Here is a 26,180-nt window from a genome sequence, read left to right as displayed (position 1 = left end):
TTACCTATCAAAAAGTTTAACGGGTTTTTGCATTTTTAACGTGTCGACGCGGTTACGTAAGTCATTCCATAGTCCGAGTCGTGAGGAGTTACCGGCCAGCTCCCCTTGGCCTCGCTCTTTCATCAGCCACAATCGGCTACCATTAAAGCTGTAGATAGGTAGCAAATCTCGCCGCAATGAAGCGCGTTTTATTTCTGGGTCGAGGTTATCGAGCAGCACAGGTTCCGATGACGGTGTCGGATAGTAAGCGACAACCATATGGAACTGATCCAACCGAATCGCTTTGACATACACCAACCGTAGCTTCTTATCATCGACACCGAGTTCTCGCAGTGAGAAATACTTGGCGATACTAAAATCCTCACAATCGCCTGCGCTGGTGCCGAGAAACTCAAGGGGCGTCGCCCAATAGTCTTTTTTTCCCCATAGCTCGATATCATCAACAAAATACAATTGGTTAAAAAAATCATTTACCTGGCGCAGCTTTTCTTGCTCCGACAGACTCTGTGTATTCGCGACCATATTGCGCCAGGCCAATACGCGTTTGCCCGCACGCTCACCGTAAAACGCGGAAACCTGCTGGATCCAACGCGATTCAGTGGTGGTCAAGCCGCCGACACTCATCGACAGCAAAATGGCCAATATGGCGACGCCCCATCGCTTCATAGACATACGGATCGCTGTACTACTGGGGCCGGCGAGTGAAGATTGTCCACGCTTTCTCTACATCTCCTTTAAAGTTCAACAGCTCTGCACTCACGCGCCGGTCTTGTGGCGCGTTCGGATCGGTGTGCGTGGCATTCGCTTCCCCCAGCGCATCAATCTCAATGCGGCTTGGAACAATGCCGGCGCTGACGAGCTCGGCCCTAACCGCACGTGCCCGCTCTCGCGATAAGCGTAAATTATACTCGGGCGAGCCAATGGCACTGGCATGACCGGTTAAACGTACTGACACGCCGGGGTACTGGGTAAGGAAGTCTGCCATAGCTGTTATATCAGTGACATAGTCGGGGCTGACTTTTGCGGTATCATTGGCAAATAGCACCCGCAACGATGTGGCTGGCGTCTCTGACGCTTGAACGGTGGAGTCTGGCTCCACATAACTGGGACACCCTTGATTATCGACTATGGCACCGATTGGCGTTTGTTCACAGCGATCACGCGCATTGATCACGCCATCCTTATCCGCATCGGCAACGTCGTGTTCTTGCAGGGCCACCGGCGGTGCCATAATGGCATAACCGCAGCCACTGAGGAGGCTGATACACACAGCGTAAAATAGGACTCGCATCATTTGTGGTCCTCCGCGTTAACTTGCCATTCGGAAGGTATCGTCACCCGCAACGCATTTAATAGATTGCCGGTGTTATTCAATAGCCGGTATTGCGCTAAGAGATGATCAAAGTTCGCGTCAAGGTAAGCGCGACGTGCTTCGAACAACTCGTTTTCTGTGTTGAGCAAGTCCAATAAGGTGCGTCGGCCGATACGAAACTGTTTTTCATAGGCCAGCACTGTGTCTGACGCTGCATCCACTTGTTGTTGGAGAAACACTTTTTGTTGGGTGGTCAGCTGGTAGGCACTCCATGCTAAACGCGTACTTTCTTCCAATTGCCGATAGGCATTGTCAAAGATGTCTCGTGCGCGATTCAGCTCGTATGCGCCTCTGCGAATGGTGGCCTGATCGCTCCCTCCATTAAAAAGGTTATACCGAAAGCGCACCATCGCGCTAAATTCATCACTGGTATCGTTCACGCCACTCACTTGATCAGCCCAAGTTTGACTGACTTCCAAACTAACATTAGGTAGATGATTGCCTTTAAACTGCTCGTATTGAGCGCGCGCCGCCTCAATGTCGTAGCGTGCCAGTTTTAACAATGGGCTGCGGCTGACGGCTTGCTCTAACGCTGTATCAATGGAGGGCGGTAAGGCAAGGTTATCGACAACGGGTTCAATTGGCTCGTTAGCAGGCTCACCCACGACACGGAAAAACGCAGTAAAGGCGTCTTCGAGGTTGGTTTGTGCCGAGAGTAAATTTGCGTTGGCACGCGCGACACGTGCTTCGACTTGGGATAAGTCAGCCGTTGACCCAATTCCAGACTCCGCGCGGCGACGAATATCAGAGAGGATTTGTTCATGCACGGCCATATTGGCCTCAGAGAGATCCAATACTTGTTCTGCCTTAAGCACATCCAGATAGACCTCGGCGACTTGCAGGGCCTTGTCTTCCGCATCGGAGAGCAGTTGAAAGCGCTGACTGTTGGCTTCATAACGTGTGCGCCTCACATTGTGTGAGGTTTGCCCATCCCATAACAACTGGCGCAGGCTTAGTGTTGCGTCTTTGCGATCAAAGTCGATATCACCTTGTGCGCGGGTGGAGTCGTTTTCGATACGCTCATAGCCAATGCCTGCGTCTAAATCGATGTCGGGAAGGTAGTCGCCTTCACTGTTTTTCATTTGCTCATGCAAGCTCATCAGCTCGTGAAACCCGCCGCGCAATTCAGGATCGGTGGCGAGAGTGAGCACCACTGCCTGCTCTAACGACTGGCTGTGGGCGGCGGGGAGCAAACTGAGTACTGCTATTACAGCCGCACTCATGCGTGTCCAAATTGGCATCATATTTCAGTCATCCCTATTCCCGTAATGCCGTGTTTTGTGCCCTAACAATAGGGTTAATTAGATAATCAAGGACGCTTCGTTTCCCAGTAATGATGTCAACAGACGCGGTCATTCCGGGGATAATCGGCAGTGTTTCTGCGTCACCGATGTTGTTTTTCTCGGTGCGTACCTTAACCAAATAAAAACTGTTGCCTTCCTCGTCTTGAATGGTGTCTGCACTGATGGTTTCTAACTGACCGTTCAGGCCACCATACACGGTAAAATCGTAGGCGCTAAACTTCACCACCGCTTCCAACCCGGGGCGCAAAAAGGCAATGTCTTGTGGCGCGATTTTGGCCTCAATGAGCAGGTTGTCTTCCGAAGGAACAATTTCAATAATGTCCATCCCCGGCTGAATCACGCCACCGACGGTGTTGACATGTAACTTCTTCACGGTGCCGTCAACTGGGGAGGTCACCACGGTGCGTGCGACTCTGTCTTGTAGGCTCACTTTTCCCTCTGTCATCGAGGCAATTTGCTGTTCGACTTGGTTAAGGGTTTCTTGTTGTTCTGTTCTGAACGTTAACGCGACATCTAAACGCTGGAATACCGCTTCTCGCATTGATGACACCACGGAAGGCAACGATAACTGTGCAGAGGATAGTTCACGTTGGGTATCGTTGAGTTGGCGCTGCAGTTTAATTAAGTCAATTTGAGGCACCACCCCTTCTTCGGCGAGGGGGCGAGTAATGTTGAGCTCTTCTTGTGCGAACGCCAAGCTTTGCTCGAGGTTGTCGATGCGTGACTCGAGCTCGATCAGTTCTTGCTCTTTTTGGCGAATTTTTTGTGCCGTCACGTACAGCTGATTTTGAATGTTTGATAGCTGCTCTTGATAACTGGCTTGTGCTTGGTTCACGAGCCCCGGACGCGCTGCGGCCAAATCGCTGGGGACTTGGAGCGGTTGACGATTGAGAATGATGCTGTCACGCCACTCTTCCAGTGCAGCGGTGTCATTAATTTGTACTGACTCGAGCAATGCGCGAATGCGGATTTCATCGGCGCGCAAGCCATTGAGTTCCTGCTCACGCTCTCGAAAATCCGACCGGAACAGGGTGTCGTCGATAAGGATTAAACGTTGGCCACGGACGACCGTATCGCCTTCTTTGACCAACAGCTCTTTAACCAGCCCGCCTTCAAGGTTTTGCACCACTTGCAGTTGCGAGGAGGGGATCACTTTTCCTTGCCCGACCGTCACTTTATCGAGTTGCGCTTGGGAAGCCCAGATGGCGGCTGTGATCAGAAACAAAGCGATTGTCCACAACAAGATACGCGCACTTTTTGGCGCGTTTAAGAGCAAAGCCGCTGTTTTATCATCGATGTAATCGAGATGCTCGTCTCTGGGCAATACTGCATGAGACTTATCGCGCCAAGCCATGTCTCTCCCCATGTTAGAAACCGCTCTTAAAAGTCTAGTCTATGCTGCTGATTTTTTACTTTATTTGTTGGTTTTTATGCGAAGTTATGTATCACTGCGCGACGATGATACGAAAGAATCGCTAATGTTGGCTACGTTTGAAATTTTCTTTATCTAACTGGTGTTTGCGCATTTTGTCGTAAAGGGTCTTTCTCGCGAGACCCAATTCTTGTTGAACGTCTTTTAGTCGACCACCATGTCGTCGCAATGCATCGCTAAGGATCTCAAACTCGAATTGACTGACACGGTCCGTCAGTGTGGGCAATTTAGACTCTGTGGTCGCGGAAGGCGCTTCGTTGTCTAGCCTATCTTCGCCAAGTAGGACCAATCGCTCGGCATAAGCGCGAAGCTCTCGCACATTGCCCGGCCAGCTGTGTGCGCATAAACGTTGTTGTTGTGGTGAAGACAATGTTGGAGCTTCGATGCCATAGCGTGACGCAATGGTTCGAGTAAAGTTCTGAAATAGCGGGATAATGTCATCACAGCGGTCACGCAATGGCGGCATCAAAACGTGGCCAGTCAGGAAGTGTTGACATAATGCGGGATCGAATTGCTCACGTTGTACTCGCTCGGCCAAATCAAACCGTGATGTGACAATAAGGCGAACCTGACTGGTTTGGGGATGCTCAGGATTATCACGTAACTGAATATAGCGATATAACCGTTGCTGAAGAGGGATCGGTAGCGCCTCGATGCCGTCAATTAACAAACAGCCACCGTCTGCAGCATGCAATTTTCCAGCTTTGTTAGCCCAGTGAGGCAACTCGCCGCCAAATAACGTTTGCTCCAGCAAATGGGTAGGCAGTAAGCGGCATTTGAGGGTAATCAAGGGCGTGTTTTGCCATTTGCCATGGTCGTGAATAAAGCGAGCAGCCAGCTCTTTCCCGGTGCCTTTTTCTCCGACTAGTAACACGTCATCGTCTGTTTGCTGATTGTAGCCCAGCTGACGACGGGCGGATTTCACTTGCGGATGGTTGCCTAAAATGCGCGGCCCGGGGCCACTTTGCGCTGCAAGCTCCTTGCGAAGTTCGCGGTTTTCGAGCACCAAAGCACGCTTGTCATACGCACGTTTTAACACGTCCAACAGATGATCGGTTGAAAAAGGTTTTTCGATAAAATCGTACGCTCCCAGCCGCATGGCTTCGACCGCGGTAGAAATATCACCGTGGCCGGTAAGCATGATCACTTGCATCTCACCATCGAGCGCTAATATCGCTTGCAATAGCTGCATACCGTCCATGACGGGCATATTAATATCGGCGATGATAACGCCTGAGAAGTCGGTGGTCAGGGCCGCTAATGCCTCTTGTGCGGTCGCAAACGCGTTGACCTGCCAGTCATCAAGGCGCAGTGTCTGCGTCATCGCATCGCGGACCGCAGGCTCATCATCGACCACAATCACTGTCGGCTCCATTATTCACTCTCCTTAGTCGGAACGGGCAGACGAATGATGATGATGGTTCCGCCTGTTGGGTTGGTGTTGGCGATAAGTTGACCATGTAGGCTCTCGAGGATCCGCTTCGAAATCGTCAGCCCAAGCCCGAGTCCCGTTTCTTTAGTGGTAAAAAAGGGCGTAAAAACCTGTGCCAGTGTTTCACTATCCATGCCTTTACCATTGTCTATCACACGCAGTTCAAGGCGGCTTGCATCGTGTTGAGTCTCAAACCGAATGCAAGGGTCGGGAGTACTCGATACAGCATCAATCGCGTTGGTGAGCAAGTTGACTAATACTTGCTCAAGTAAAATGGCATCAGCGACAACATAAAGAGGGCTTGAGTGTGAGGGAAGCTGTACCGTGATGCCTTGACGAAGCCAGCGGCTTTTGGTCAACGAGACAGCGGCATGAAGCAATGGCACGACATCGAGGGTACCTGTTCGGGTTTGTGATTTTTTTGCGAAGATCTTAAAACGCGCCACAATGTCGCTGATCATTTGAATCAATCCGAGCGTTTTCGCCAAATTAGCTTCCACGTCTTGATAGCGTGCTTTGGCCAGTAAGCGCTGACTGTTTTCTGTGTAGGTGCGCATGGCCGCAAGTGGTTGATTGATTTCATGGTTGATCCCTGCAGACATCTCTCCAAGGGTCGCCATTTTGGCGGCTTGTACCAATTCTGATTGTGTTTGTTTGAGCACTTGTTGCGTGCGCTCGTATTGATGAAGGGTGTCACGCAATTGCAGGTTGGACGCTTGCAAAGATTGTGTACGGCGTGCGACTTTGCGTTCAAGATTCTGGTTTAATCGTGCAAGCTGGCGCTGAGCAACAAGACGCTGCCACCATGCTAAGACAATCACAGTGACCAAGAAATAAAACGTGATGAATAGTATGACTGCCTGAAAAACATAAGGGTAAAGGGTGCTGCTCGGCGTGAGTCCATAGAGCTGCCAATCTGCTTGGCTGATGGTGTGTGTGGTCATCAGCATTGGCTGACGTGCAGAGGCATCTAGCCCGAGAGAAATCACCGCGTTATCTCCTAACTGGCGAGGATGCTGAAACTGGCTCAGCGGGATAAGCGGGGTGTCGCCATAACGCCTCGAGCGTTGAATACTTTGCTTTTGAGGCGTGGGCAAGGTAGTGAGTGTTTGGTACACCCAGTCTGGGTTAGAGCTGTAAAAAATAACCCCTTGCGGATCGGTCAATAGGTAGTCAAAGGTTTGATATTTCCATACTTGTTCGATAATCGACAGGTCAACCTTGATGACGAGCACTCCCAGTAAGCCCTGTTGATTTGAGTCACGGACGGGATAGGAAAAATAATAACCGCGCTTTCCTGAACGACTGCCCAAGGCATAATAAGCGCCTTTTCCCCCTTTTATCGCTTGTTGGTAATAGGGTCTGTACGCATAGTTTTGACCCACAAAAGAGGCTTGGCTCTGCCAATTACTGGCCGCCATCGTGGTCCCTTGTCTGTTCAACAGGTAGACGGTGTCGGCTTCAAGACGCGAGGCCCACCGAACTAATAAACGATTGATCTCTACAACTTCCTGTTTGGGCGCCGAATCAGCTAATAAGGCGACTAAGCGTGGATCGGTGGCGAGGACGGCGGGTAGCTCACTGTATCGAGCCAGCTCGGCAGACAGCTTATCTTCGAGTTGTCGAACATCCTCGCGCATTTGCGCTATTAACTGAAACTTGGTTTCGTTGAAGGTGACAATGCCAACGATCACGGATAAGACCGTGCCGAGTAGGGTCGCCGACAACACAAATTGCGACTTTTTCACCGTCTTGCTCCTTGGCCATTGATCGGAGTCGGTTTAATACCGTACTCGAGAATATCCTTGTCTATCTGGCGCAACCTGCGCAAAATAACGAAAAATGAATGAATTGGAGAATGCAATGGATCTGTCTGACATTCGAAGAGAATATACGCGAGGCGGTCTACGCCGCAATGATTTGCCTGATAGCCCACTACAATTATTTGAACATTGGCTCAAACAGGCCATAGAAACAAAAGTTCCTGACCCTACCGCGATGACGATCGCGACTGTGGATGAAAACGGTCAGCCTTTCCAACGTATTGTGCTGTTGAAAGACTACAGTGACGATGGATTCGTGTTTTACACCAATCTAGGCAGTCGTAAGGCCTTGCATTTAAAGAACAATAGCCAAATTAGCCTACATTTCCCTTGGCACTTTATTGAGCGCCAAGTACATATAACCGGCGACGCTGAGCCATTGACTAAAAAAGAGGTGTTTAAATACTTTACCTCCCGTCCCAAGGAAAGCCAGATCGCTGCATGGGCGAGTAAGCAAAGCGAGCGTCTGACGGCGCGCTCCGCCCTTGAAGGTAAATTTATGGAGCTCAAACAGCAATTCGCAAAAGGTGAAGTGCCAGTGCCCACATTCTGGGGGGGCTATCGTGTGAAACCAAAAAGCATTGAATTCTGGCAAGGCGGAGAGCATCGGCTGCACGACCGCTTTTTATACCAGCGCAACGATGACGATCAATGGGATGTTGAACGCCTTGCGCCCTAAGCCCTATCTCTTAGCCAATGTAAGCAATGAAAAGTGCTGCTTTGTGTAGCACTTTCTCTGTTGTCAGTACGTTAATCTCGCAATACCACAGACACTTGCTTAGTGAGCAACCGCTCAGGGATCGCAGAGCCGAACCCCAACGCCAATGCGCGTTCAATTAAAGCTGCCTTGGACTCTACACCAAACTTTTCCCGCAGGTGTGCAAAGTGGTTTTCAATCGTCTTTACCGATACCCCTAAATTTTGCGCAATTAATTGCGGCTTTTTACCATACAGATGCAGAAATAGCACTTCAGACTCTCGCGCGGTTAAATGGATGTCGGGACGATGTGATGGTGCGTCGAGCGGATGATCCTCTGGATGTGTCACTGCGCGGCATATCCAGTGTCCGACTTCCAAGATCGCCGTGTCACTCAACTCTTGGCCACAAAAAACGACGCCACAGATATTCCCCGCCTCATCGTACCAAGGCGTTTTGGTAAAAAGATGGGCGTACCATCGGCCGTTTGCGTAAGGATGAATATCTAATACCCGTAGACGTTTGCCTGTTTCCATCACTTGTTTGTCTTGTGCCTGGAATTGATCGGCACAGGCGATGGTTGGGCAGGGCATGTCGTGATCCGTTTTACCAATACACTCTTGAGGGTGCTTGAGTCCCACGAGTCGGCAGTATTCACTATTTGCGTAAACAAATACGGAGTTTTTATCTTTGCATCCCCAGCACCCAGGCAGTTGTTCAAGCATTGAGAGAGAGGGAGGCAGCATGGAAACCGGTTGCATCATAAGGCCTACACGATCGAATGTTATTATTATTGGACGCCATTGTCCGTTTGAACATAAAAAAACAGGCAGGCTTATTTGAGCACAAAAAAATGCCGGCATAAAGCCGGCAAAGACAAGAGTCGCCCTTTCGGGCTGTATCCTGTACGACGTGTAGAAGAGGTTGTCTAAATAACCGAACGAGTCATGAGGGTTGTTGACCGCTCTAGTTATCGTTGACTGCACCTAACAGTGTTAGGATTTACGTAAAAGCATTTATCGGGACAAATACTGTTTACGTTTGTCACTATATCCAGAAGCCTAGACGTTGGGTAGGGGGGATTTGCCCCATTGACACAAGATAAAGTGACTTTACTTAAAGATTGTGGCTAAGATCAATCTATGCTGCAAAGTGTAAGTAACTGATAAACGCTTTCTTAATCAGTGTATTATTCTGTTGTTGATTCGCTAGGGTGATAGACAGTCGTGGTACGCCGGTAGATAGCACTGTGCTGATGGTGCTTGCCGATGAAGTAAGCAGAAAAAAAGCCGCTTGAGAAAGCGGCTTTAAAGGACTTAGATACTATCGCTTATCAGACTAGATTTTTCTGATCACGCGGAAACCAAGATAATTAGCACTCATGTTTTCGCCGACGTCCAAGCGTTCTGATGCGCGAGCACGTTGCGGTGAAAAGTTCCAAGCACCACCACGGGCGATTGGCTCTTCACTGCTTACCCATTCCCAGACATTTCCGGCTGTGTCATAGACGCCAAAGGGGTTAGGCGGAAAGCTTTTTACCGGTGAGGTTCGTGTGTTTGACCACACGGTACCGCTCCAGCCTGTGTTGGCGTTGCCGACACCAATTTCGTTGCCCCACCAGAAATCGCTGTTTGTGCCGCCACGGGCCGCCACTTCCCACTGCACATCGTTCGGAAGTGCGTAGTTATGGCCGGTTTGTTGGCTGAGCCATTTGGTATAAGCATTGGCATCTTTCTTGTTCACACAAACAACGGGTGAATCTGCGGCTTGGTCAAAACCAGGCTGACGCCAATCTGACTCCAAGCTTTGGCTGATCTCACCACTAACTAGCATATTACAACCATTCCCTTGTTCTGCAGCGGTGACATAACCGGTCGCATTCACAAAAGCATCAAACTGCGCCACGGTGACAGGCGTCGAGCCAATCGCGAACGAGTGGCGTACCGCAACGTTTTCTCGCGCGTCTGGACCGACTTTGTATTCACCTGCGCCAATAACCACCATTTGCGGGGCTTCAAGGTTATTAGATACAGGGTCAGTAAACTTTTTTCCCGGGCTAGGTGGACGATTGGGTTGCTCTTCGAGCTTGGCCCATACGACCTGATCTTTGCCAAGATAAACTTCGCGATTGTATGAGACAAACCCAGGTTTGCTCACCGTCAGTTCATGGGTGCCAACAGGAAGCATCAGTTCAACAGGTGTGCTGCCATAAGACACGTCGTTAATTTTAACGCTGTCGTCATAACGGTTAGAGCGAACAGTGACATTGACCCAGCGTTTTGCTTGTTGCTTATGTTTGGCTTGTTGCTGCACTTGTGTGGTTTCAACACAGTAGCGATCTTCCAGATTTAACAAGCGACAGGCTGCTGTTTTACCCGGGCGACTGACGAGTTCCGCTTTAATGCGGGTGGTGTAGTCGGTGCCACCGGTAAAGCCTGCATCAACCACTTCACTGTTAGTGACGTGAATGTTGAAAGCAACTTTATCGATGTTTTGCTTCACCGCCGCCGATTCGGTGACAAAGTCGGTGACTTGGCCACGGAATTCGCGAATGGCTTGTTGCATTGTCAAGGTCTTACCTTGATTCGCACAAGCGGCAAGCGTCATATTGGGCGCACAGGTGACACTATGAACAACCTCAATGGTGTCTTTCTGCGTCAACTCTTTACGCAAGCGTTCAGCGCGGGCTTCACGCATGGCCTCGTGCAGGTTTTCCAGCGTGGTGGCTAATAAAGCCTGCTGGCGTTCTTGCTGCGCGAGCAACTTTTTCTGCTCGATAATCGCTGATTCGTTCGCAGCTTGTTCCTGTTGATGGTTATTAACCTTTTGCCAAGCTTGTTGGTACGCTTGCTGATAAGGACCGATGTCGGTACTTGGGTCAGCGATCAAGTCTTGAAACTTGGCGTCCAGCTGGGCTTTAGCCTCACTACGCTCGCGTTGAAGCTGACTTAGCTCGTCATCTAACGTGGCGCGTTTAACTAAAAGGTCATCAAGCTTCGCCTGCTGCAGGGCCAGCTCATCGTTTTGAGACTCCAGCACATCTTCTTTTGCGCGAAGTTTCTCAACCAACTCACTGACCGGATCGATGTTATCCGCGGAAGACGCGTTTTCAGCGAACGCCAACTCGGTTAGCAGTAGGGGAGGGAGCGCTAAGCATAGCGCCTTTATGTATTTCGTTGTCATAGTTCCCTTGCTTACGCATGTGTCGCAATAATAATACCTATGTCCAAAAAGTAGACTATCACGGAAACCAGCGTTGCCACGCAAACCGTGTTAATTATTTGACGGCAGTCAGCATTCTGCGACGTGATCGGTGCAACTGTGTTCATTGTTTTTAATATCCACGCGAGATTACCTTAAGCGCCGCCGCGCTTCAAATAAGATTGTGTGACGACGCGTGTGACCGAACCATGATCAAGGCCAAGATCGCCATTGATCGCCTCGAAACGATGATCAAGCAAAGAGGTTTTTCATCGCATCGCCTTTAACCACTTTATAGACAGTAGCTTAGCAGCTGACACTGTCATTGTTTTGTTGTCTTTTTTGTTCTTCTACGCTGATCTATTAATCAAAAATGAGGGATCTTCCGCATTTTTTTAGTCCAAATGACATCGGCCGTAAAAATAGAGGTTCTTGATCATAGTTCCGAAAGATGATGATCGCGTGCTACTGATAATCGTGACAAAATAATGCGACATAGGTTAACGGTGATAGTGACGGTCAATGGCAAAGACGCCGAAAGTGTCTGAAGTGATAGCGTTACCCAGCCAGCAATTGCACCATAGCCATGATTACAAACAAGTGGTGATAGGGCTGCAAGGACAAACGGAATTTGATGTCGGTGGGCGAGGAAGCCTCGTTGGCCCGGGACAGGGGTGCTTGGTAACAGAATCCGAAGAGCACGCCTTTACCGGTGTGGGACGCAATGAAATACTGGTAATTAACTTACCGTATCAAGAATGGGTTGGGCATGCGTCGATGCATGACAATATCGCTCGCCTTTTTGAACGTGACGCGTATTTTCAGCTCGACACTCAGGCTCAGACCTTAATTAAAGCGTTAACGGCAGAGATGATTGCCAATCCAACCGATTTATTGCTCAGTCGAGCGTGTGCCGACACCTTGATGTGTGTGTTGCACCGCCATTTTCGTGATCACATTTCACCACGACGAGACGGTCATCGGCTCAACATGGATATCATCGACCGCTATATTCACCAACATATGAGTCGCAAGATTACCGTCGCCCAGCTGGCTGGTAGTGTTTTTCTTGCAGAAAGCCAATTCCATCAACTGTTTAAAGAACAGGTCGGGATGACTCCCCACCAATATGTGTTGGAAAAGCGGTTCGCGTTGGCAAAGCAACTGATTAAAGAAAGTGATTTGACGATGGCACAAATCGCCGATAGTTGCGGTTTCTCTAGTCAGAGCGGATTTACCAACGCGTTTTCACGCTATTTTGGTGTCTCGCCCGCAAAGTTTAAGTTGACTCCTTAGCGTTTGTTCACAACGCGATCTCGTGCCTATTTTTATCGTCGCCATGCGTCCTATTTGTTATGGAGGCATGGCGATCGACAGCTTTATTTGTTAATTACCGGAGGATTTTGCAATAATGCCGGAGCTTTTTGTAAGACCCTGACGATAGACCCCGCATAGAATCGATCGCCAAGTAACAATGACGTAACATTTTCCTGCCCGAGTTGGGAAGGACGTGAGTGAGGATACCACTATGTTTAAAGCCATCGATGCTATGCAGCCATCGTTTATCGAGCGTCCGCTAGCGCAGATTTGGTCTGAAATATCGCCACTTTACTGTGTTGATGAAAGTGAATGGCTAACCCAATTGATCCCTCTTGCTGAGCCGTCAGAGACAGAGCGTGAACAAACACGCCGCCAGGCGACCAAGCTCATTGAGCAAGTCCGTGCGGATAAGAAAGCCGTGCAAATGATTGATGCGTTGTTGCTGGAATACAGCTTGGACACACGCGAGGGTATTTTGCTGATGTGTCTAGCAGAGGCACTGATGCGTATTCCTGACGCGCATACCGCCGATGCACTCATCCGTGACAAACTTAGCGTTGCCGATTGGAAAGCACACTTGCGTCATTCTGACTCGCTATTCGTGAATGCCTCAACGTGGGGGCTGATGTTAACGGGCAAAGTGGTTACTTTGGATGAGAGCACCGAAGGAAAGCCTGCGTCTGTGATCAATCGTTTAGTGAATAAGCTCTCTGAGCCTGTGATTCGTCAAGCGATGCATCAAGCGATGAAAATCATGGGTCACCAATTTGTGTTGGGCCGTGATATCGACGAGGCGTTAAAAAACGGTGAGACGCCGCGTAGCCAAGGCTTTACCTATTCCTTTGATATGTTGGGAGAAGCGGCCCTAACGGCCGACGATGCGCGCAAGTATCTCAATGATTATTTACAGGCTATTGATGCGGTTGGCGCAGCAAAATCGAGCTACTCAGGACCGTCGCCGTCTGTCTCTATCAAGCTTTCTGCGCTGCATCCACGTTATGAAGTCGCGAATCAAGATCGTGTGATGACAGAAATGTTTGAGACGGTATTGGTCTTGCTTAAACGTGCACGAGAAAAAGATGTCGCCATCACCATCGATGCCGAAGAAGCCGATCGTCTTGAGCTGTCTCTGGCCTTGTTTGAAAAACTTTATCGTGRCGATGCCGTTAAAGGGTGGGGCAAGTTTGGTCTCGTCGTGCAAGCGTATTCTAAGCGTGCGTTACCTGTTATCACTTGGCTAGCGGCGCTCGCTAAAGAACAAGGTGATTTGATCCCAATGCGATTGGTGAAAGGTGCGTATTGGGACAGTGAAATCAAACTGTGTCAGCAAACCGGCCATCATGGCTATCCGGTATTTACCCGTAAAGAAGCCACCGATGTGTCCTATTTGGCGTGTGCGCGTTTCTTGCTGAGCGATCACGTGCGTGGCCTCATCTATCCCCAGTTTGCCAGTCATAATGCGCATACTATCGCGGCGATTGCGGCGATGGCGACCCATCAGGATTTTGAATTCCAACGCCTGCATGGCATGGGTGACGCCTTGTATAACCATGCCAAAGGCTTATTTAATAGTGATGTGCGCATTTATGCACCAGTGGGAAGCCACAAAGACTTGCTGCCCTATCTTGTCCGCCGTCTTCTAGAAAACGGTGCCAACAGCTCTTTCGTTCACCGTCTCGTCGATGCCCGCTGCCCTATTGAGGATCTGATTGCCAGCCCTGTCGATATCTTGCGAGGGCATACGACGTTGCACAATGATCGCATTCCGCTGCCGAGTGAGATTTTCGGACCGACCCGTCAAAACTCACAAGGCGTTGCAACGGACATTGCATCTGAATGGCAACCATTCATCGATAGCGTTTCGCCCTTTATGGGAGATTACCAATGGCAAGCCGGTCCGATTGTGAATGGCGAACGACCATCAGGTGATAGCCACGCTGTGCATGCTCCTTATGATCGCAACGAAGTGGTAGGGCGTGTGGATTGGGCTACGGCTGAACAGGTTAACCAAGCGCTGGATAATGCGGCGAACGCTTTCCCTGAATGGCAAAAAACCGATGTGAGCGAGCGTGGTAAGTACTTACTTGACCTTGCTGATAAACTAGAAGCGAATTTAGGCGAGTTGGTGGCTATATGTCACCGAGAAGCAGGGAAGACTATTCACGATAGTATCGATGAAGTGCGCGAGGCGGTTGACTTCTTGCGTTACTACCCGCAGCAAGCGATGGAACTCCAGGCGGCTCCGTTTAGTTACCAAGGCTTTGATGGTACCCAACAATCGGTGAGCTACCACGGACGCGGTGTCTTCACTTGTATCAGCCCATGGAACTTCCCATTGGCGATTTTCTTGGGGCAAGTGAGTGCCGCTCTGGTTGCAGGAAATACAGTGGTTGCTAAGCCTGCAGAGCAAACCTCGATCATTGCTTACCGCGCTATCGAGTTGTTGCTTGAAACCGGGATCCCAGCGGGCGTTATTCAACTCTTGCCGGGTAGTGGACCTGTGGTTGGCGCGCCCTTGACGCAAGATGCGCGTATCGCGGGTGTGGCCTTTACGGGCTCGACGCCAACGGCGCAGCGTATTACGCGTACCTTGGCAGAGCGAGATGCCGACCCTGTGCCTGTGGTGGCAGAAACCGGCGGTCAAAATGCGATGATCGTCGACAGCACCGCCTTACCCGAGCAAGTCGTTCGTGATGTATTGCGCTCAGCATTTGCGTCGGCGGGTCAGCGTTGTTCGGCACTTCGCGTGCTTTATATCCAAGAAGATATCGCCGATCGCGTGATTAGCTTGATCAAAGGCGCAATGGCTGAACTGTCTGTTGGACGCCCAGAATTGCTGTCGACGGATGTTGGTCCAGTCATTGATCAGACTGCGAAAGACAAGTTATTCGCGCATATCGAACAAATGAAACGCAGTGGCAAGTTAGTCATGCAAGTTGCGCTCTCTCCTGAGTGTGACCAAGGGACCTTTGTGCCGCCAACGGCCTTTGAGATCCGGAGCATCGATCAGCTCAGTGAAGAGCACTTTGGTCCCATTCTTCACATTGTGCGCTATCGCGCTGAAGAGTTGGACAAGGTGATTGATGACATTAACCGTACGGGCTTTGGCCTGACGATGGGCGTACATAGCCGCAATGAAACCACCTGTGCGCACATTGAACACCGTGCACGCGTTGGCAACTGTTACCTCAACCGTGACCAAGTTGGTGCTGTGGTTGGCGTTCAGCCATTCGGCGGTCGGGGTTTATCAGGCACTGGCCCGAAAGCCGGTGGCCCGCATTACTTGTATCGCTTCACTCAAGCGACGGTGAATGGCCAATAAGTCGGTTGAAAGGATCAGGAGAGAAAAATGAACCAATTAAATAGCATCATTGAGCAATGTGAAGCGGTATGGGAAGACTGGAACGATCAAGGTGGCGCAGGCCGTGTCGCGCTATTGCAGCGTTGGTCTGACACAGTGTCAGCACGAGGTGAAGCCTTTGCAGACGCAGCAAAAATGATTCGATTTCAGTGTGATAGTGCCGAGCGTTTGCTCGATAAAGTACACGAGTTACCTGGCCCAACCGGGGAAACCAACGAGCTGTATACCGTTGGTCGCGGGACGTTTGCTATCACAGGTGATGCGTCGTTGACGCATGTCGCACTGTGTGGGCAGTTAGCGGCTGCGTTGGTGGCAGGTAATTGTGTGGTGGTGAGTGTAGAGGGCACTCACACCGATATGGCGGATGCCGTGTTGGCCGATTTGGTCAAAGCAGGGTGTCCGGACAGGGTGGCCATTCGTGTTGACCTTGATACCAATGCGCCGCTCTTGGCGCATCCCAATATTGTGGGTTTAGCGACGACAGGCACGCTTACACACGTACGTGATGTCAATCGTCAGCTTGCACAACGACAGGGTGTGATTGCAGCACTGGTCGCAGAGTCCGATACCCAGCTGTATCCGGTTATCGGCGCGCCTGACTATGTGCTGCGCTTTGTGACCGAGCGCACCCGCACAATTAATATCACTGCTGTAGGTGGTAATGCCACGCTTCTGGAACTCGGCAGTGGTGAACATTAACTTTCCAGAGATGGCCCCGGAAGGGGCCATGTAATTGAGGGACAGATATGATAGACAATAGCTATGCCATCAGTGCCACGTTTCTTGCATATCTCATACTGATGCTTGTCATTGGTATATATGCGTATAAACGTACCTCCGACTCCGAGGATTATTTTCTCGGTGGCCGCTCATTAGGTCCTTGGCCTGCGGCACTGTCGGCCGGTGCGTCAGATATGAGTGGTTGGTTGCTGCTTGGCCTTCCTGGCTATGCCTATGCGGCTGGAATGGAATCACTTTGGTTAGCAGGCGGTTTGCTGTTGGGGACCTACCTCAACTGGCTGATTTGTGCCAAGCGCCTGCGTACGTACAGTATTGAAGTCGACAATGCATTAACATTGCCTGAGTTCTTCTCGCGTCGCTTTGAAGATAAGTCAAAGCTTCTGCAAACGATCTCGGCCTTCTTCATTTTGCTTTTCTTCCTTTTCTACACCAGTTCAGGCTTGGTGGCGGGTGGTAAACTCTTTACTACCGTCTTTGGCTTTGATTACACCACCGCGGTTGTGATTGGCACGATTTGCGTTGTGTCCTATACCTTGTTTGGTGGTTTCTTAGCCGTCTCTTGGACCGACTTGGTTCAGGGGCTATTAATGGCGGCAGCCCTACTGATTGTGCCCTTTGTTATTATGGATGGCAGTGTCTTCAAACTGGGCAATGATGTGGCCGCGATCAATCCTGAGCTGATGACACTCTGGCGCGATGTTAACGGTGAGCCGCTGACGTGGATTAGCATCATCTCATTAGCTGCTTGGGGCTTGGGCTACTTTGGTCAGCCTCATATCTTGGCCCGTTTCCAAGCGACGCGTTCAAACAAAGACATCACCACAGCGCGTCGCATTGCGGTGGGTTGGTCTGCGTTGTCGATGTTTGGTGCGGTGTTGATCGGTTTGGTTGGGATTTTGTACGTACAAAATGACATGACCGGTGATCTGAAAGACGGCGAGAAAATTTTCATGCTGTTGGTGAATGCTGCTTTCCATCCCGTCATTGCGGGTATTCTGTTAGCTGCTATTTTGGCTGCGATCATGAGTACCGCCGATTCACAGCTACTGGTTTCTTCATCGGCATTGGCAGAGGATTTCTATAAGCAAGTATTCCGTCCTGACGCGTCCACACAAGAAGTGGTGATGGTAGGTCGTGGTGCTGTGATCTTGCTTTCTGCGATTGCGCTGGGGCTTGCGATGGATCCAGACAGTTCGGTACTCGGCTTGGTCTCTTATGCGTGGGCAGGCTTTGGTGCTGCCTTCGGTCCGGCCTTGCTCCTGAGCCTTTTCTGGCGTGGAATGAACCGTAACGGTGCACTTGCTGCCATCTTGATTGGTGGTATCACCGTGGTTGTTTGGAAGCAGATGTCGGGTGGCATCTATGATTTGTATGAAATCGTCCCAGGTTTCTTCTTGGCCGGCCTAGGTGCGATCATCATCAGTAAACTGACCGGTGGTCCAAGCGAGTCTGTCTCTAAGCAATTTGAAGGATACGAGAAAAGCCTAGATACCATGGCGTAATCGTTGACGGCATGAGACTGTAATGAACCATGAACCATGAACCATGAACCAGGGAGCGTCAAACGCTCCCTTTTTTGATCTCATCGCTTTACAGAGCAGTCGACTCACTCTTGCTTTGGCGGACACAATTGCGGCCATCGCGTTTCGCTTTGTACAGCGCCTGATCGGCGCGTTTGAGCCCATCGACATAGTCACTGGCTTGCTGATTACCCGCCATGCCAATGCTGACCGTAATCGAGAGCGTGGTGTCAATATCAGACAGGTCTAACGTTGCGATTTGGCGACGCAGGTGGTCAAAATAGCTGAATCCGTCGGCAACGCTGCCAGCAAACAGCAGAGTAAACTCCTCGCCTCCCCAGCGTGCCACATGGCGTAAGTGTTTTTGTTCTTGATTTAAAAACGCGCCAACACGCTGAATAATCAGATCGCCCACTAAGTGGGAGTAATGATCATTAATCCGTTTGAAGTGGTCAATATCCAGAATCGCGACCTGCAATGTCTCGCCCGATTCACGTGCTTGGTCAAAGGCACGGTGCCAATATTCATCAAACGCACGACGATTCGCCAGCCCGGTGAGAGGGTCTTCTTTGGATAACCGCTCAAAGTCATCGGCTTGCGCTTGCAGCGCCTGCGTTTTCTCTTTGACCAGGGCTTTCAGCTGCAATTGCTTTTGTTGTAAGCGTTGAATACGCCATAAAAAGATGCCGTACGCTGCGCTCACAAAAAGAAAAAAGCCAAGTGCGCGTATGTCCGAACGTTGCCACAACGAAGGCTCTAAGGTGAATTGGTAACGCAATACATCGTCACTCCACTCCCCATAAGGGTAGCGAGCACTCACTTTAAAGGTATAAACCCCCGGCGACAGGTTAGTGTATTCCGCATCATGACTCTCGTGCCGGTAGGCCCAATCAAGCTCAAACCCCTCCAACTGGGTGCGATATTGGATTTGTTCTGGCATCGAATAGCCGAGCGCAGCGTAAGAAAAGAGGACGCGATTGGTACCCGCTGGCGCGATATCATTGGCTTCGGGGTTAATATCTTTACCATCAAATTGGACTTGCTGCATCACAATAGGCAGTGGGCGACTGAGCAATCGCGCAATTCTATCCGGACTTACACTGGCCACGCCTTTGGCGGTTGCAAATAGTAAGGTGCCGTTTGGTGTTATCGTCGCTGCGGGTGACGAGCCGCCATTGGCTTGGTTATTCGCCATGCCATCGCTTTGATCATAATGCTCAAAGTCGATGCGTTGGCGCGTACCGTCGGCCACTTGATGCGCTTGTTGATAGTTAATGCGCCAAATACCACGGTTACTCGACAACCAAAAATTATCGCTATCATCTTTGATGATTTGGAAAAATTTATCGATCGGTAGCCCCTGTGGACGACCAACAAGCGCAAGGCTTCCATCGGTTTGCGAGTAACGAATCACGCCCCGGTCGGTTGCCATCCAAACAAATCCCGGCTCAATATAAAAGCCGAAGACATACTGAGCTTGCTCTTGTTGTGAGAGGTCAAGTGTGTGGAGTTGACCCGCTTCAATATAACTGACCCCGCGTCCGGTCCCTACCCAGACTTTACCTTGTTCGTCGCTCGCCAATGCCATGACATAACTGCCGGGCATATCGCTATTCTGACTATCATAAAGCTGGGCTAGGGTCCCCTGATTGAGCTTTGCCAATCCGCGAGGAGTACCAACCCATAAGGTGTTATCAGGCCTTTCTAAAATCGCTCGGACTTCATCATCTGGCAAGTGGCCGTTGATGCCGCGCGGCGTATGCAGCGTGCCGTTTTGCCAAACCTGGAGTCCATGCTGATAGGTTCCCACCCAGAGTCCACCTTGACGGCGGTGGGCAAGACTGAGCACCGACACATTATCCGTTAGTATTTGAGCACTACCACGCTGTGTATCTATCTGGCTAAGCCCCTCACTCGCGCCTACCCAAACGTGATGGTCTTGGCCTGCTAAGACGGTACGCACGTAATTTCCTGCTAACCCTTGGTCTGCGGTCAGGGTGACAAAGGGGGCATAGCGTAAACGCATGACCCCGCCGTTAGTGCCAATCCAAATACTGCCTTCGCTGTCTTCAAACCAAGATAAAATGCGATTGTTCGGCAGCCCTCGATGATTGTCGAGAAAGTCGAGTTCGCCATCGCTCAGGTGGGCGACGCCACGGCTCAGCGTGCCAAACCAATAAGCCCCCTGACTGTCTTGCTCTACCAGAGTGACGGCTTGGTTAAGCAAGGCGCCATCGAGAGGTGTCCACCGCTGTTGTTGATAGCGCCAAGCGCCATGCTCAGAGCCGACGAGAAGAGCACCATCGTTAGCCGTGGCGACGTAGAACACTTTTTCGAACAAGTTATGATGAGAGATGGGCGTGGCACCCTGCTGCGCCGACAAGAGATAAACCCCTTTCTCTGTAGCGGCATAGATATGCTTGTTGGGCGCTAACGCGAGACGATAACTACTGATTGTCTCGATAAAGTGTGTGGGCCGGGGAGTAGGCATTTGCAACTGTTCAGCCGAGTAATAGACAACGCCCATGCCTTCGATAGCGAGCCAGAGGCCGCCGTCAGCGTCACGTAGAATATCATTCACTAAACTGGGTGCAGTCGGTAAAGCGTGCCATGAAAACCCTTGTCGCATCACGACACTGCCACGTGCGCCACCCGCGTAGAGCTCATTTTTGGGACCAACCGCGAGTGCGCGGGTGCCGGAATCTTGCATTTGGGTTTTGGGGCCACGATCGAAAAGAACAAACTCTAGCCCGTTATAACGGGCAATACCTTCCCACGTTGCGAACCACAGGTAGCCATCTGTGGTTTGTTCAATCGCGTTAATGCTATTGTGAGGCAGGCCACTTGCAGAGGTCCACGTTTCGATAAAATAATCGGATAGCTGGTTATCATCGGCGTGACTTGAGGTCATCAAGGCGAGAGAAACGAATAGCCAACTACACACGAAAAGTGTGAATGTATGGCATGGTCTAATCCTTGATAAAGCCTGCTTAATCCGTTGGCACATCTTTTGTTCTTGTTTGCAATTCCAAGTAGACTGGCGATTCTATCTTAACCTGTGTCTAGTTCTGGCACCTTGAGGTCAGGTTTTAATAGGCAAGTTGAGAAAGATCACATAAGAAACGCAAACCTTGGCTAGGCGTATTAATTCAATGATGCAGTTTATGGCGATCCGCCAGCAACTCTTAGAGCAAATCAACAGTGGTCAACTCGACCCCGGGCAAAAGCTGCCGTCAGAGCGGCAGTTAGCGGAAGCCTTCCACACGACGCGCGTCACTTTGCGTGAAGCACTCGCGGTTTTAGAAGCAGAAGGGCGTATCTACCGGCTTGATCGGCGAGGTTGGTTTATTGCGCCGAATCCTTGGCGGTATAACCCCAGTGACTTGATAGACTGGACGACTGATTTCGCCGCACAAGGCGGACAGTTTGCTATTCAAAAAGAAACGACGACGCTAGCCAGTGCAGAAATGAGCCAACAGATGCACTTGCCACCCTTTAGTGCGATCTATCAAGCAGAAGGCGTTGTCTCTTCAGTGGGCGTACCTGTGGGGTATGTTCGCACTTACTTACAACCTGACTATTACCCACAACATCAGCAGCAGACGATGAGTGAGAAATTGTCTGCCAATGTAACCATTCATCAATGTCACTGGACCAGCCGTTGGGAAGCCTTAGAAGGGGCGCCGATGGCGGCACTCAATGTAGCGGTTGGTACACCCGCATTGAAATTGGAGCGGCATTGGTTGATTGAGCGCGCGGGTCAATTACAGGCCATTCGTGTCGACGAAGAATGGTGGCGCCAACATGCAATTGCGCTGAGCAGCCATTCACGGTGAGATCGCCACATACGCCTTTGAAAACAATTGCCTAAGCCCTTCGGCTGAATATTCACGGTGCACCAATGGGTGGGTTGTGGTGAGTGCGTTTGGGTTGGCGTTAAAGTGTATGGTGCGCATGTTGGCGTTAATACCCGCTTGAATGCCGCGATTGGTATCATCAATAAAAATGCACTGTTGAGACGGGCATGCCATATTCATGGCAGCATAATGAAGCAAGTCTGGTGCAGGTTTCCAGCTGTTGGTATCAAAGGCGCTAAAGAGTCGGTTTTCAAAATAAGGCATTAAGCCGGTGAGGGTTAAGGCATGCGCCATCTTTTCGGTTGGCCCATTGGAGGCAACACACATCTCGATGCCTTGGGAGGCCAGTGTTTTTAGCACTTCTTCAATGCCTGCTGTGGGCTGTAAAGATTGTTCAAACAGCTGGTGGCATAAGGTACGGTACCTGGGTTCTAATTGGTCGATAGGGAGTTGCACGGCGTAGCGCTCACAGGTTTGGCGCAACACGTCGGTGAGTTTGCCACCCTCAAAATGATCCAATGATTCTTGCAAGTCAATTGCCACGCCGAAAGACGCAAATGTAGCGACTAAGGCTTGGTGAGACAGTTGCTCTGAATCAACCAAGGTGCCATCGCAGTCAAAAATAACGCAGGCAATTGGTTCATCTAAGGTAAAGTGCTCCATAGTGGCTCCCTTGTGTGCCTCGCTTTATCGTTAGCGCTGAGTTGAAAATCAACAAGTCAGCGTCCCTTGAAATGCTAACTCTGTCTTGCAATCTGTATTAATTCGTTATCAAAATTGGTCAGGGATCGACTTTTAATCGCCAAGGAACCACAAGGACATGGACTATCAACACCAATGGACAAACGGGAATGTGATCACACTCCCAGTCGGACAGGTTTATTGTGTCGGGCGAAATTACGCGGCGCATGCAGCGGAACTCAATAATCCGCTTCCAGAACAACCGGTGATTTTTATCAAGCCGCCAAGCACGATCCAATCGCTTGGTCACTCTTTGACGTTGGCAGAGAAGTTTGCGCCGGTGCATTTTGAAACCGAGCTGGCAGTTCTGATCACCCAGCCGTTGTATGAGGCAACACCGTCGGAGGTACAATCAGGTCTGGGGGCCATGGCGTTGGGACTGGATTTAACACGACGTGACCAACAAAGTTACCTAAAAGCAAAGGGGTTGCCGTGGGAGAGGGCAAAGGCATTTGCGGGCAGCGCGCTGATAACCCCCTTTGTGGCAACCCCAAAGAACTGGGACGATGTTTTCTTTTCACTGGCGATTAATGGCGAAATCCGACAGCAAGGCCATACGGCACACATGCTGACATCAGTGGTGCCACTTATTGCACATATGAGTGATACCTTCCCGCTACGTCCTGGGGATGTGGTGTTTACTGGCACCCCTGAAGGGGTTGGTCCCCTTGCTAATGGGGACAAGTTAACCTTGCGTTTAGGGGAGTGCGATTTGGGTGAAACGCGCGTCGTCTATGCGTCTTCGTCAGTGGATAACCACGGAAACAACGCGGCTCGCTGAGAGGCAGTGAGTGCAGAGACACAGGCGATATTGCGCGCCGGAATCGCCTCTGGATCCTTACCGTAATGTGCAAGTGCTCGCGACATACTGTCTTCACGGATCAAGTGAAAGCACGGATAAGGCGCACGATTGGTGAGGTTCTCTGCATCATCAGGTTCACAACCATCAAAGCAATATTGCGGATGAAAGCTGGCGAGCTGGAAAGTCCCTCGCCAACCAAAATGGTCGATAAGATTCTCGGCCATCGACAGCACATCAAGATAATGTTCAAAATCGTGGAGTGCGTTCGGGACGACGAGAACGGTCGTGTCTGTGATCGCCGGATCCGTCTGCGCCAAGTCGGTGAGTGCTTGGTATACGGATTCGAGAATATCTGCGTCGTCACACGAGGTGCAGATATCTATTTTGATTTGTTGATTTCGGCGCGGTTTGGCAGCAAAGGGACACAGGTTTAACCCGATAACCACTTCATCTAACCACGCCGCAATACGAGATTCTACCGTTTTCATCGCGAGCATCTTTAGTCTATTGGCCCGCTATGGTAGCCGCTTATTCAGTGAATTGTTAGCCTTTTTGAGGCGATAACTGATACGCCTTGGTTCCCCATAACGGGACGGTCGACAAGCTATGCTTAAAGCTGCCAGAGGTTTCTTTGGTGGAATAGGACAGGTACATCAAAGTTTGGTTTTTGGCATCGTAAATACGACGGATCTTCATCGACTTAAAGAAGATACTTTTTGATTTACGGAACACTACTTCACCGGAGTCGCTTTTATCAATTTGTGCGATCATCTCGGGCGTAATCTCACCGGTTTGTCGACAAGAGATCGCACTGTCGCTGGGATCGGCAAAGCTGAGGTCGGCTTCTACCGACGCGACATGGCAGGTGACGCCGGTAACGATAGGATCAACCAAGTGATTGAGTTTGATATCTTTCATGGTGAACATGCCTAAACTCACATCGCCCACCTCGCTGTTATCACAGCCGGATAACATCACACTAAATGCGACGAGGCAAAGTACTTTTTTCATAACTGTTTTGTGTTTTGCCTGAATAAATGTTGGCAAACAGTCTAACACAGTCTGGTTTCTGTGTGTTTTTACGCCAAATGAATAAGGTGGGAAATGATGACTTACTCTCGAAACTGTGCGTCACCATCTTTACTGGATAGCGATTTAGGTTCAAAGGTGAGGAGCACATCAGCCGCGTTACAGTAGCTACCGGTTTCCGCAAAGGCCTCTCGTGCCGCCGCAATTTTTCGCTCAGCAATACGGCGCACTTTTTTGTCGTTGTCCTGATCGCTAAATGTCATCTGCTGATTGAACATCTCGCGACTAAAAGTGGTTTTACAAATAGACTCGTTTTTTTCGGTCACTACTTGGCCCGTGTTAGCTGGGGTATCGGACTCGGGTTGGGCATACACACAAAATGATAACAACGCCAACAAGGCGAAAAACGACTTAGCCATATATGAGTTCCTCAATCTATTCACACTAATAATAGCATTAAGCCGGGATGTCGACTATCGCCGACATGGTCGTCTAGCTAGCTCATCAGTTTGGTGTTTAAGCAAACATAAAAAAAGCGACCCATTGGCCGCTGACATTTTGTGTCGCTTATTCCGCTTAGGTTTATTGCGGTTACAGCGAAAGGTCGTTCTCAGATACAGGGTGAGATAATTGCGTCTCGCCGATCGTTTGGGCGCGACGTGCTTCAAACCAATAGCCGAGTGCCGCGAGCCAAATCATGGCATACGCCATCAGCTCAGTGCTTTCTTCCGCAATGCTTTTCACATCACGCACGTAGTTGGCGCCCATCGCTTGCTCCCAAAGCACGCCCATGCCAAACAAACGCGAGTAAACGAGTAACAGCGCTAAGGCGACCATCAGTACGGGAGCGAATTTAGATGTGACGATCCTTGCCAGACTCTCAGCTGTTTCACGCCAGTTTTTGGCTGCTGGCCAGAGAGCGAGTGCCGTGACGGTGAGCGCCGGGATTTTCCAAAAACCGTGGAAAACCATGTCTAATGTTGCATCAAGCTCACGGATCATCAGGACTAAGAAAAAGGCGCTCATTAGCGACGCTGCCGAGCTGTATGCGCAATGTACATGGGCGATTCGTCGAAAAGTAAATACGGACGCGGCGAGTAATATAAGCTGGGAAAGCTCAATCAGTGACGCCTCAGAGGCAACGTTATGGGCGGCGACGCTGTAATGAATAATGCCAGCGATAGCCGCAAAATAAAGCGCAATGGCTAGGAATTGCCCGGCACCATGAAACACGGTCCGAACGGGGGATGAAACCTGTGCCAATTTCATATCAACCTCAGATGCTCGAATACAAATAGTCCGTCCGATGGGAAACGCTAGCGGCACAACTGTGACGTTAGTCTCATTAATTTGTCCGTCGCAACGGATATTACGGCGGGATTCATAAAATCGCAATAATTATGTGAGCAAAGTCACTTTTTGTTCAGGGTGTAGACAGGTGATGAGCGTTATTTACAGTGTAAATAGTGTTATGTTGCCAAGGCTCACTCGCGAGAAAAGAGTAAGGAGGACATTAAATAATTGTTTTATATCAGCATTATCAGGCAT

21 protein-coding genes are annotated in these 26,180 nt (G+C 50.2%); 7 read left to right on the top strand and 14 right to left on the bottom strand.

The features are described 5' to 3' along the window. The 6 genes from BZJ18_RS00105 to BZJ18_RS00080 form a co-directional block, all read right to left on the bottom strand. Positions 1-666, bottom strand: a complete 666-nt coding sequence (locus BZJ18_RS00105; protein ID WP_069586770.1) for a transglutaminase-like cysteine peptidase — start codon at positions 664-666, stop codon at positions 1-3. 19 nt (positions 667-685) lie between these two features. Further along, positions 686-1,294, bottom strand: a complete 609-nt coding sequence (locus BZJ18_RS00100; RefSeq protein WP_077454846.1) for an OmpA family protein — start codon at positions 1,292-1,294, stop codon at positions 686-688. After that, positions 1,291-2,613, bottom strand: coding sequence for a TolC family outer membrane protein (locus BZJ18_RS00095; RefSeq protein ID WP_077454978.1), 1,323 nt, complete (start codon positions 2,611-2,613; stop codon positions 1,291-1,293). The genes BZJ18_RS00100 and BZJ18_RS00095 overlap by 4 nt, the downstream gene beginning before the upstream one ends. Positions 2,614-2,629: 16 nt before the next feature. Continuing rightward, the gene (locus BZJ18_RS00090; protein ID WP_077454845.1) at positions 2,630-4,030 is read right to left on the bottom strand and encodes an HlyD family type I secretion periplasmic adaptor subunit; all 1,401 of its coding nucleotides are present in this window, start codon (positions 4,028-4,030) and stop codon (positions 2,630-2,632) included. Between the two features lie 121 nt (positions 4,031-4,151). Beyond that, positions 4,152-5,483: a sigma-54-dependent transcriptional regulator gene (locus BZJ18_RS00085; RefSeq protein ID WP_077454844.1), complete on the bottom strand. Its 1,332-nt coding sequence runs from the start codon at positions 5,481-5,483 to the stop codon at positions 4,152-4,154. Next, positions 5,483-7,288 (bottom strand): sensor histidine kinase, encoded by a 1,806-nt coding sequence (locus BZJ18_RS00080; protein ID WP_077454843.1) that lies wholly within the window; start codon positions 7,286-7,288, stop codon positions 5,483-5,485. Before BZJ18_RS00080 ends, BZJ18_RS00085 begins: the two co-directional genes overlap by 1 nt. Positions 7,289-7,403: 115 nt before the next feature. Between BZJ18_RS00080 and pdxH the strand changes: the two genes are divergently transcribed. After that, on the top strand, positions 7,404-8,042 hold the full coding sequence (pdxH, locus tag BZJ18_RS00075; protein ID WP_077454842.1) for a pyridoxamine 5'-phosphate oxidase: 639 nt from the start codon (positions 7,404-7,406) through the stop codon (positions 8,040-8,042). Positions 8,043-8,113: 71 nt separating this feature from the next. Here pdxH and BZJ18_RS00070 read toward each other — a convergent pair whose 3' ends face one another. Beyond that, the gene (locus BZJ18_RS00070; RefSeq protein WP_108743088.1) at positions 8,114-8,821 is read right to left on the bottom strand and encodes a helix-turn-helix transcriptional regulator; all 708 of its coding nucleotides are present in this window, start codon (positions 8,819-8,821) and stop codon (positions 8,114-8,116) included. Between the two features lie 577 nt (positions 8,822-9,398). After that, entirely contained in the window at positions 9,399-11,243 is a 1,845-nt protein-coding gene (locus BZJ18_RS00065) for an SUMF1/EgtB/PvdO family nonheme iron enzyme (protein WP_077454840.1), read from the bottom strand. 540 nt (positions 11,244-11,783) lie between these two features. Here BZJ18_RS00065 and BZJ18_RS00060 point away from each other — a divergent pair. The 4 genes from BZJ18_RS00060 to putP all read left to right on the top strand — a co-directional run bounded on the left by BZJ18_RS00060 (position 11,784) and on the right by putP (position 18,185). Then, complete coding sequence (locus BZJ18_RS00060; RefSeq protein WP_069586778.1) at positions 11,784-12,557, top strand: helix-turn-helix transcriptional regulator; 774 nt, start codon at positions 11,784-11,786, stop codon at positions 12,555-12,557. 232 nt (positions 12,558-12,789) lie between these two features. After that, positions 12,790-15,903, top strand: a complete 3,114-nt coding sequence (putA, locus tag BZJ18_RS00055; protein WP_077454839.1) for a bifunctional proline dehydrogenase/L-glutamate gamma-semialdehyde dehydrogenase PutA — start codon at positions 12,790-12,792, stop codon at positions 15,901-15,903. Between the two features lie 27 nt (positions 15,904-15,930). Further along, complete coding sequence (locus tag BZJ18_RS00050; RefSeq protein ID WP_077454838.1) at positions 15,931-16,641, top strand: aldehyde dehydrogenase family protein; 711 nt, start codon at positions 15,931-15,933, stop codon at positions 16,639-16,641. A 47-nt stretch (positions 16,642-16,688) separates the two neighbouring features. Beyond that, the gene (gene putP, locus BZJ18_RS00045; protein WP_077454837.1) at positions 16,689-18,185 is read left to right on the top strand and encodes a sodium/proline symporter PutP; all 1,497 of its coding nucleotides are present in this window, start codon (positions 16,689-16,691) and stop codon (positions 18,183-18,185) included. A gap of 88 nt (positions 18,186-18,273) precedes the next feature. Here the strand turns inward: putP and BZJ18_RS00040 are convergent, their stop codons facing one another. Then, positions 18,274-21,147 carry a ligand-binding sensor domain-containing protein gene (locus BZJ18_RS00040; protein WP_241824885.1) on the bottom strand — a complete coding sequence of 958 codons (2,874 nt, stop codon included), beginning with the start codon at positions 21,145-21,147 and terminating at the stop codon, positions 18,274-18,276. A gap of 208 nt (positions 21,148-21,355) precedes the next feature. Between BZJ18_RS00040 and BZJ18_RS00035 the strand changes: the two genes are divergently transcribed. Beyond that, positions 21,356-22,039, top strand: coding sequence for a GntR family transcriptional regulator (locus tag BZJ18_RS00035; RefSeq protein WP_077454836.1), 684 nt, complete (start codon positions 21,356-21,358; stop codon positions 22,037-22,039). On the opposite strand, the gene BZJ18_RS00030 is transcribed toward BZJ18_RS00035, so the two are convergent. Beyond that, positions 22,031-22,723, bottom strand: coding sequence for an HAD-IA family hydrolase (locus BZJ18_RS00030; protein WP_077454835.1), 693 nt, complete (start codon positions 22,721-22,723; stop codon positions 22,031-22,033). The genes BZJ18_RS00035 and BZJ18_RS00030 overlap by 9 nt on opposite strands. 157 nt (positions 22,724-22,880) lie before the next feature. Here BZJ18_RS00030 and BZJ18_RS00025 point away from each other — a divergent pair, with 157 nt between their 5' ends. Beyond that, the gene (locus BZJ18_RS00025) at positions 22,881-23,582 is read left to right on the top strand and encodes a fumarylacetoacetate hydrolase family protein (RefSeq protein ID WP_077454834.1); all 702 of its coding nucleotides are present in this window, start codon (positions 22,881-22,883) and stop codon (positions 23,580-23,582) included. Here the strand turns inward: BZJ18_RS00025 and BZJ18_RS00020 are convergent. From BZJ18_RS00020 to BZJ18_RS00005, 4 genes are all read right to left on the bottom strand, one after another. Continuing rightward, a complete protein-coding gene (locus BZJ18_RS00020) occupies positions 23,534-24,100 on the bottom strand; it encodes a DUF1415 domain-containing protein (protein ID WP_241824884.1) in 567 nt (188 codons plus the stop codon). The genes BZJ18_RS00025 and BZJ18_RS00020 overlap by 49 nt on opposite strands. Before the next feature lie 46 nt (positions 24,101-24,146). Further along, the gene (locus tag BZJ18_RS00015; RefSeq protein ID WP_077454832.1) at positions 24,147-24,614 is read right to left on the bottom strand and encodes a CreA family protein; all 468 of its coding nucleotides are present in this window, start codon (positions 24,612-24,614) and stop codon (positions 24,147-24,149) included. Between the two features lie 101 nt (positions 24,615-24,715). Then, the gene (locus BZJ18_RS00010) at positions 24,716-25,051 is read right to left on the bottom strand and encodes a hypothetical protein (protein WP_069586787.1); all 336 of its coding nucleotides are present in this window, start codon (positions 25,049-25,051) and stop codon (positions 24,716-24,718) included. A gap of 172 nt (positions 25,052-25,223) precedes the next feature. Next, the gene (locus BZJ18_RS00005) at positions 25,224-25,901 is read right to left on the bottom strand and encodes a hypothetical protein (protein WP_077454831.1); all 678 of its coding nucleotides are present in this window, start codon (positions 25,899-25,901) and stop codon (positions 25,224-25,226) included. Positions 25,902-26,180 lie beyond the last annotated feature (279 nt).

It is taken from the genome of Salinivibrio sp. IB872, assembly GCF_001995345.1.
Lineage (GTDB): Bacteria > Pseudomonadota > Gammaproteobacteria > Enterobacterales > Vibrionaceae > Salinivibrio > Salinivibrio proteolyticus.
This window is presented reverse-complemented; position numbering and strand designations above follow the sequence as displayed.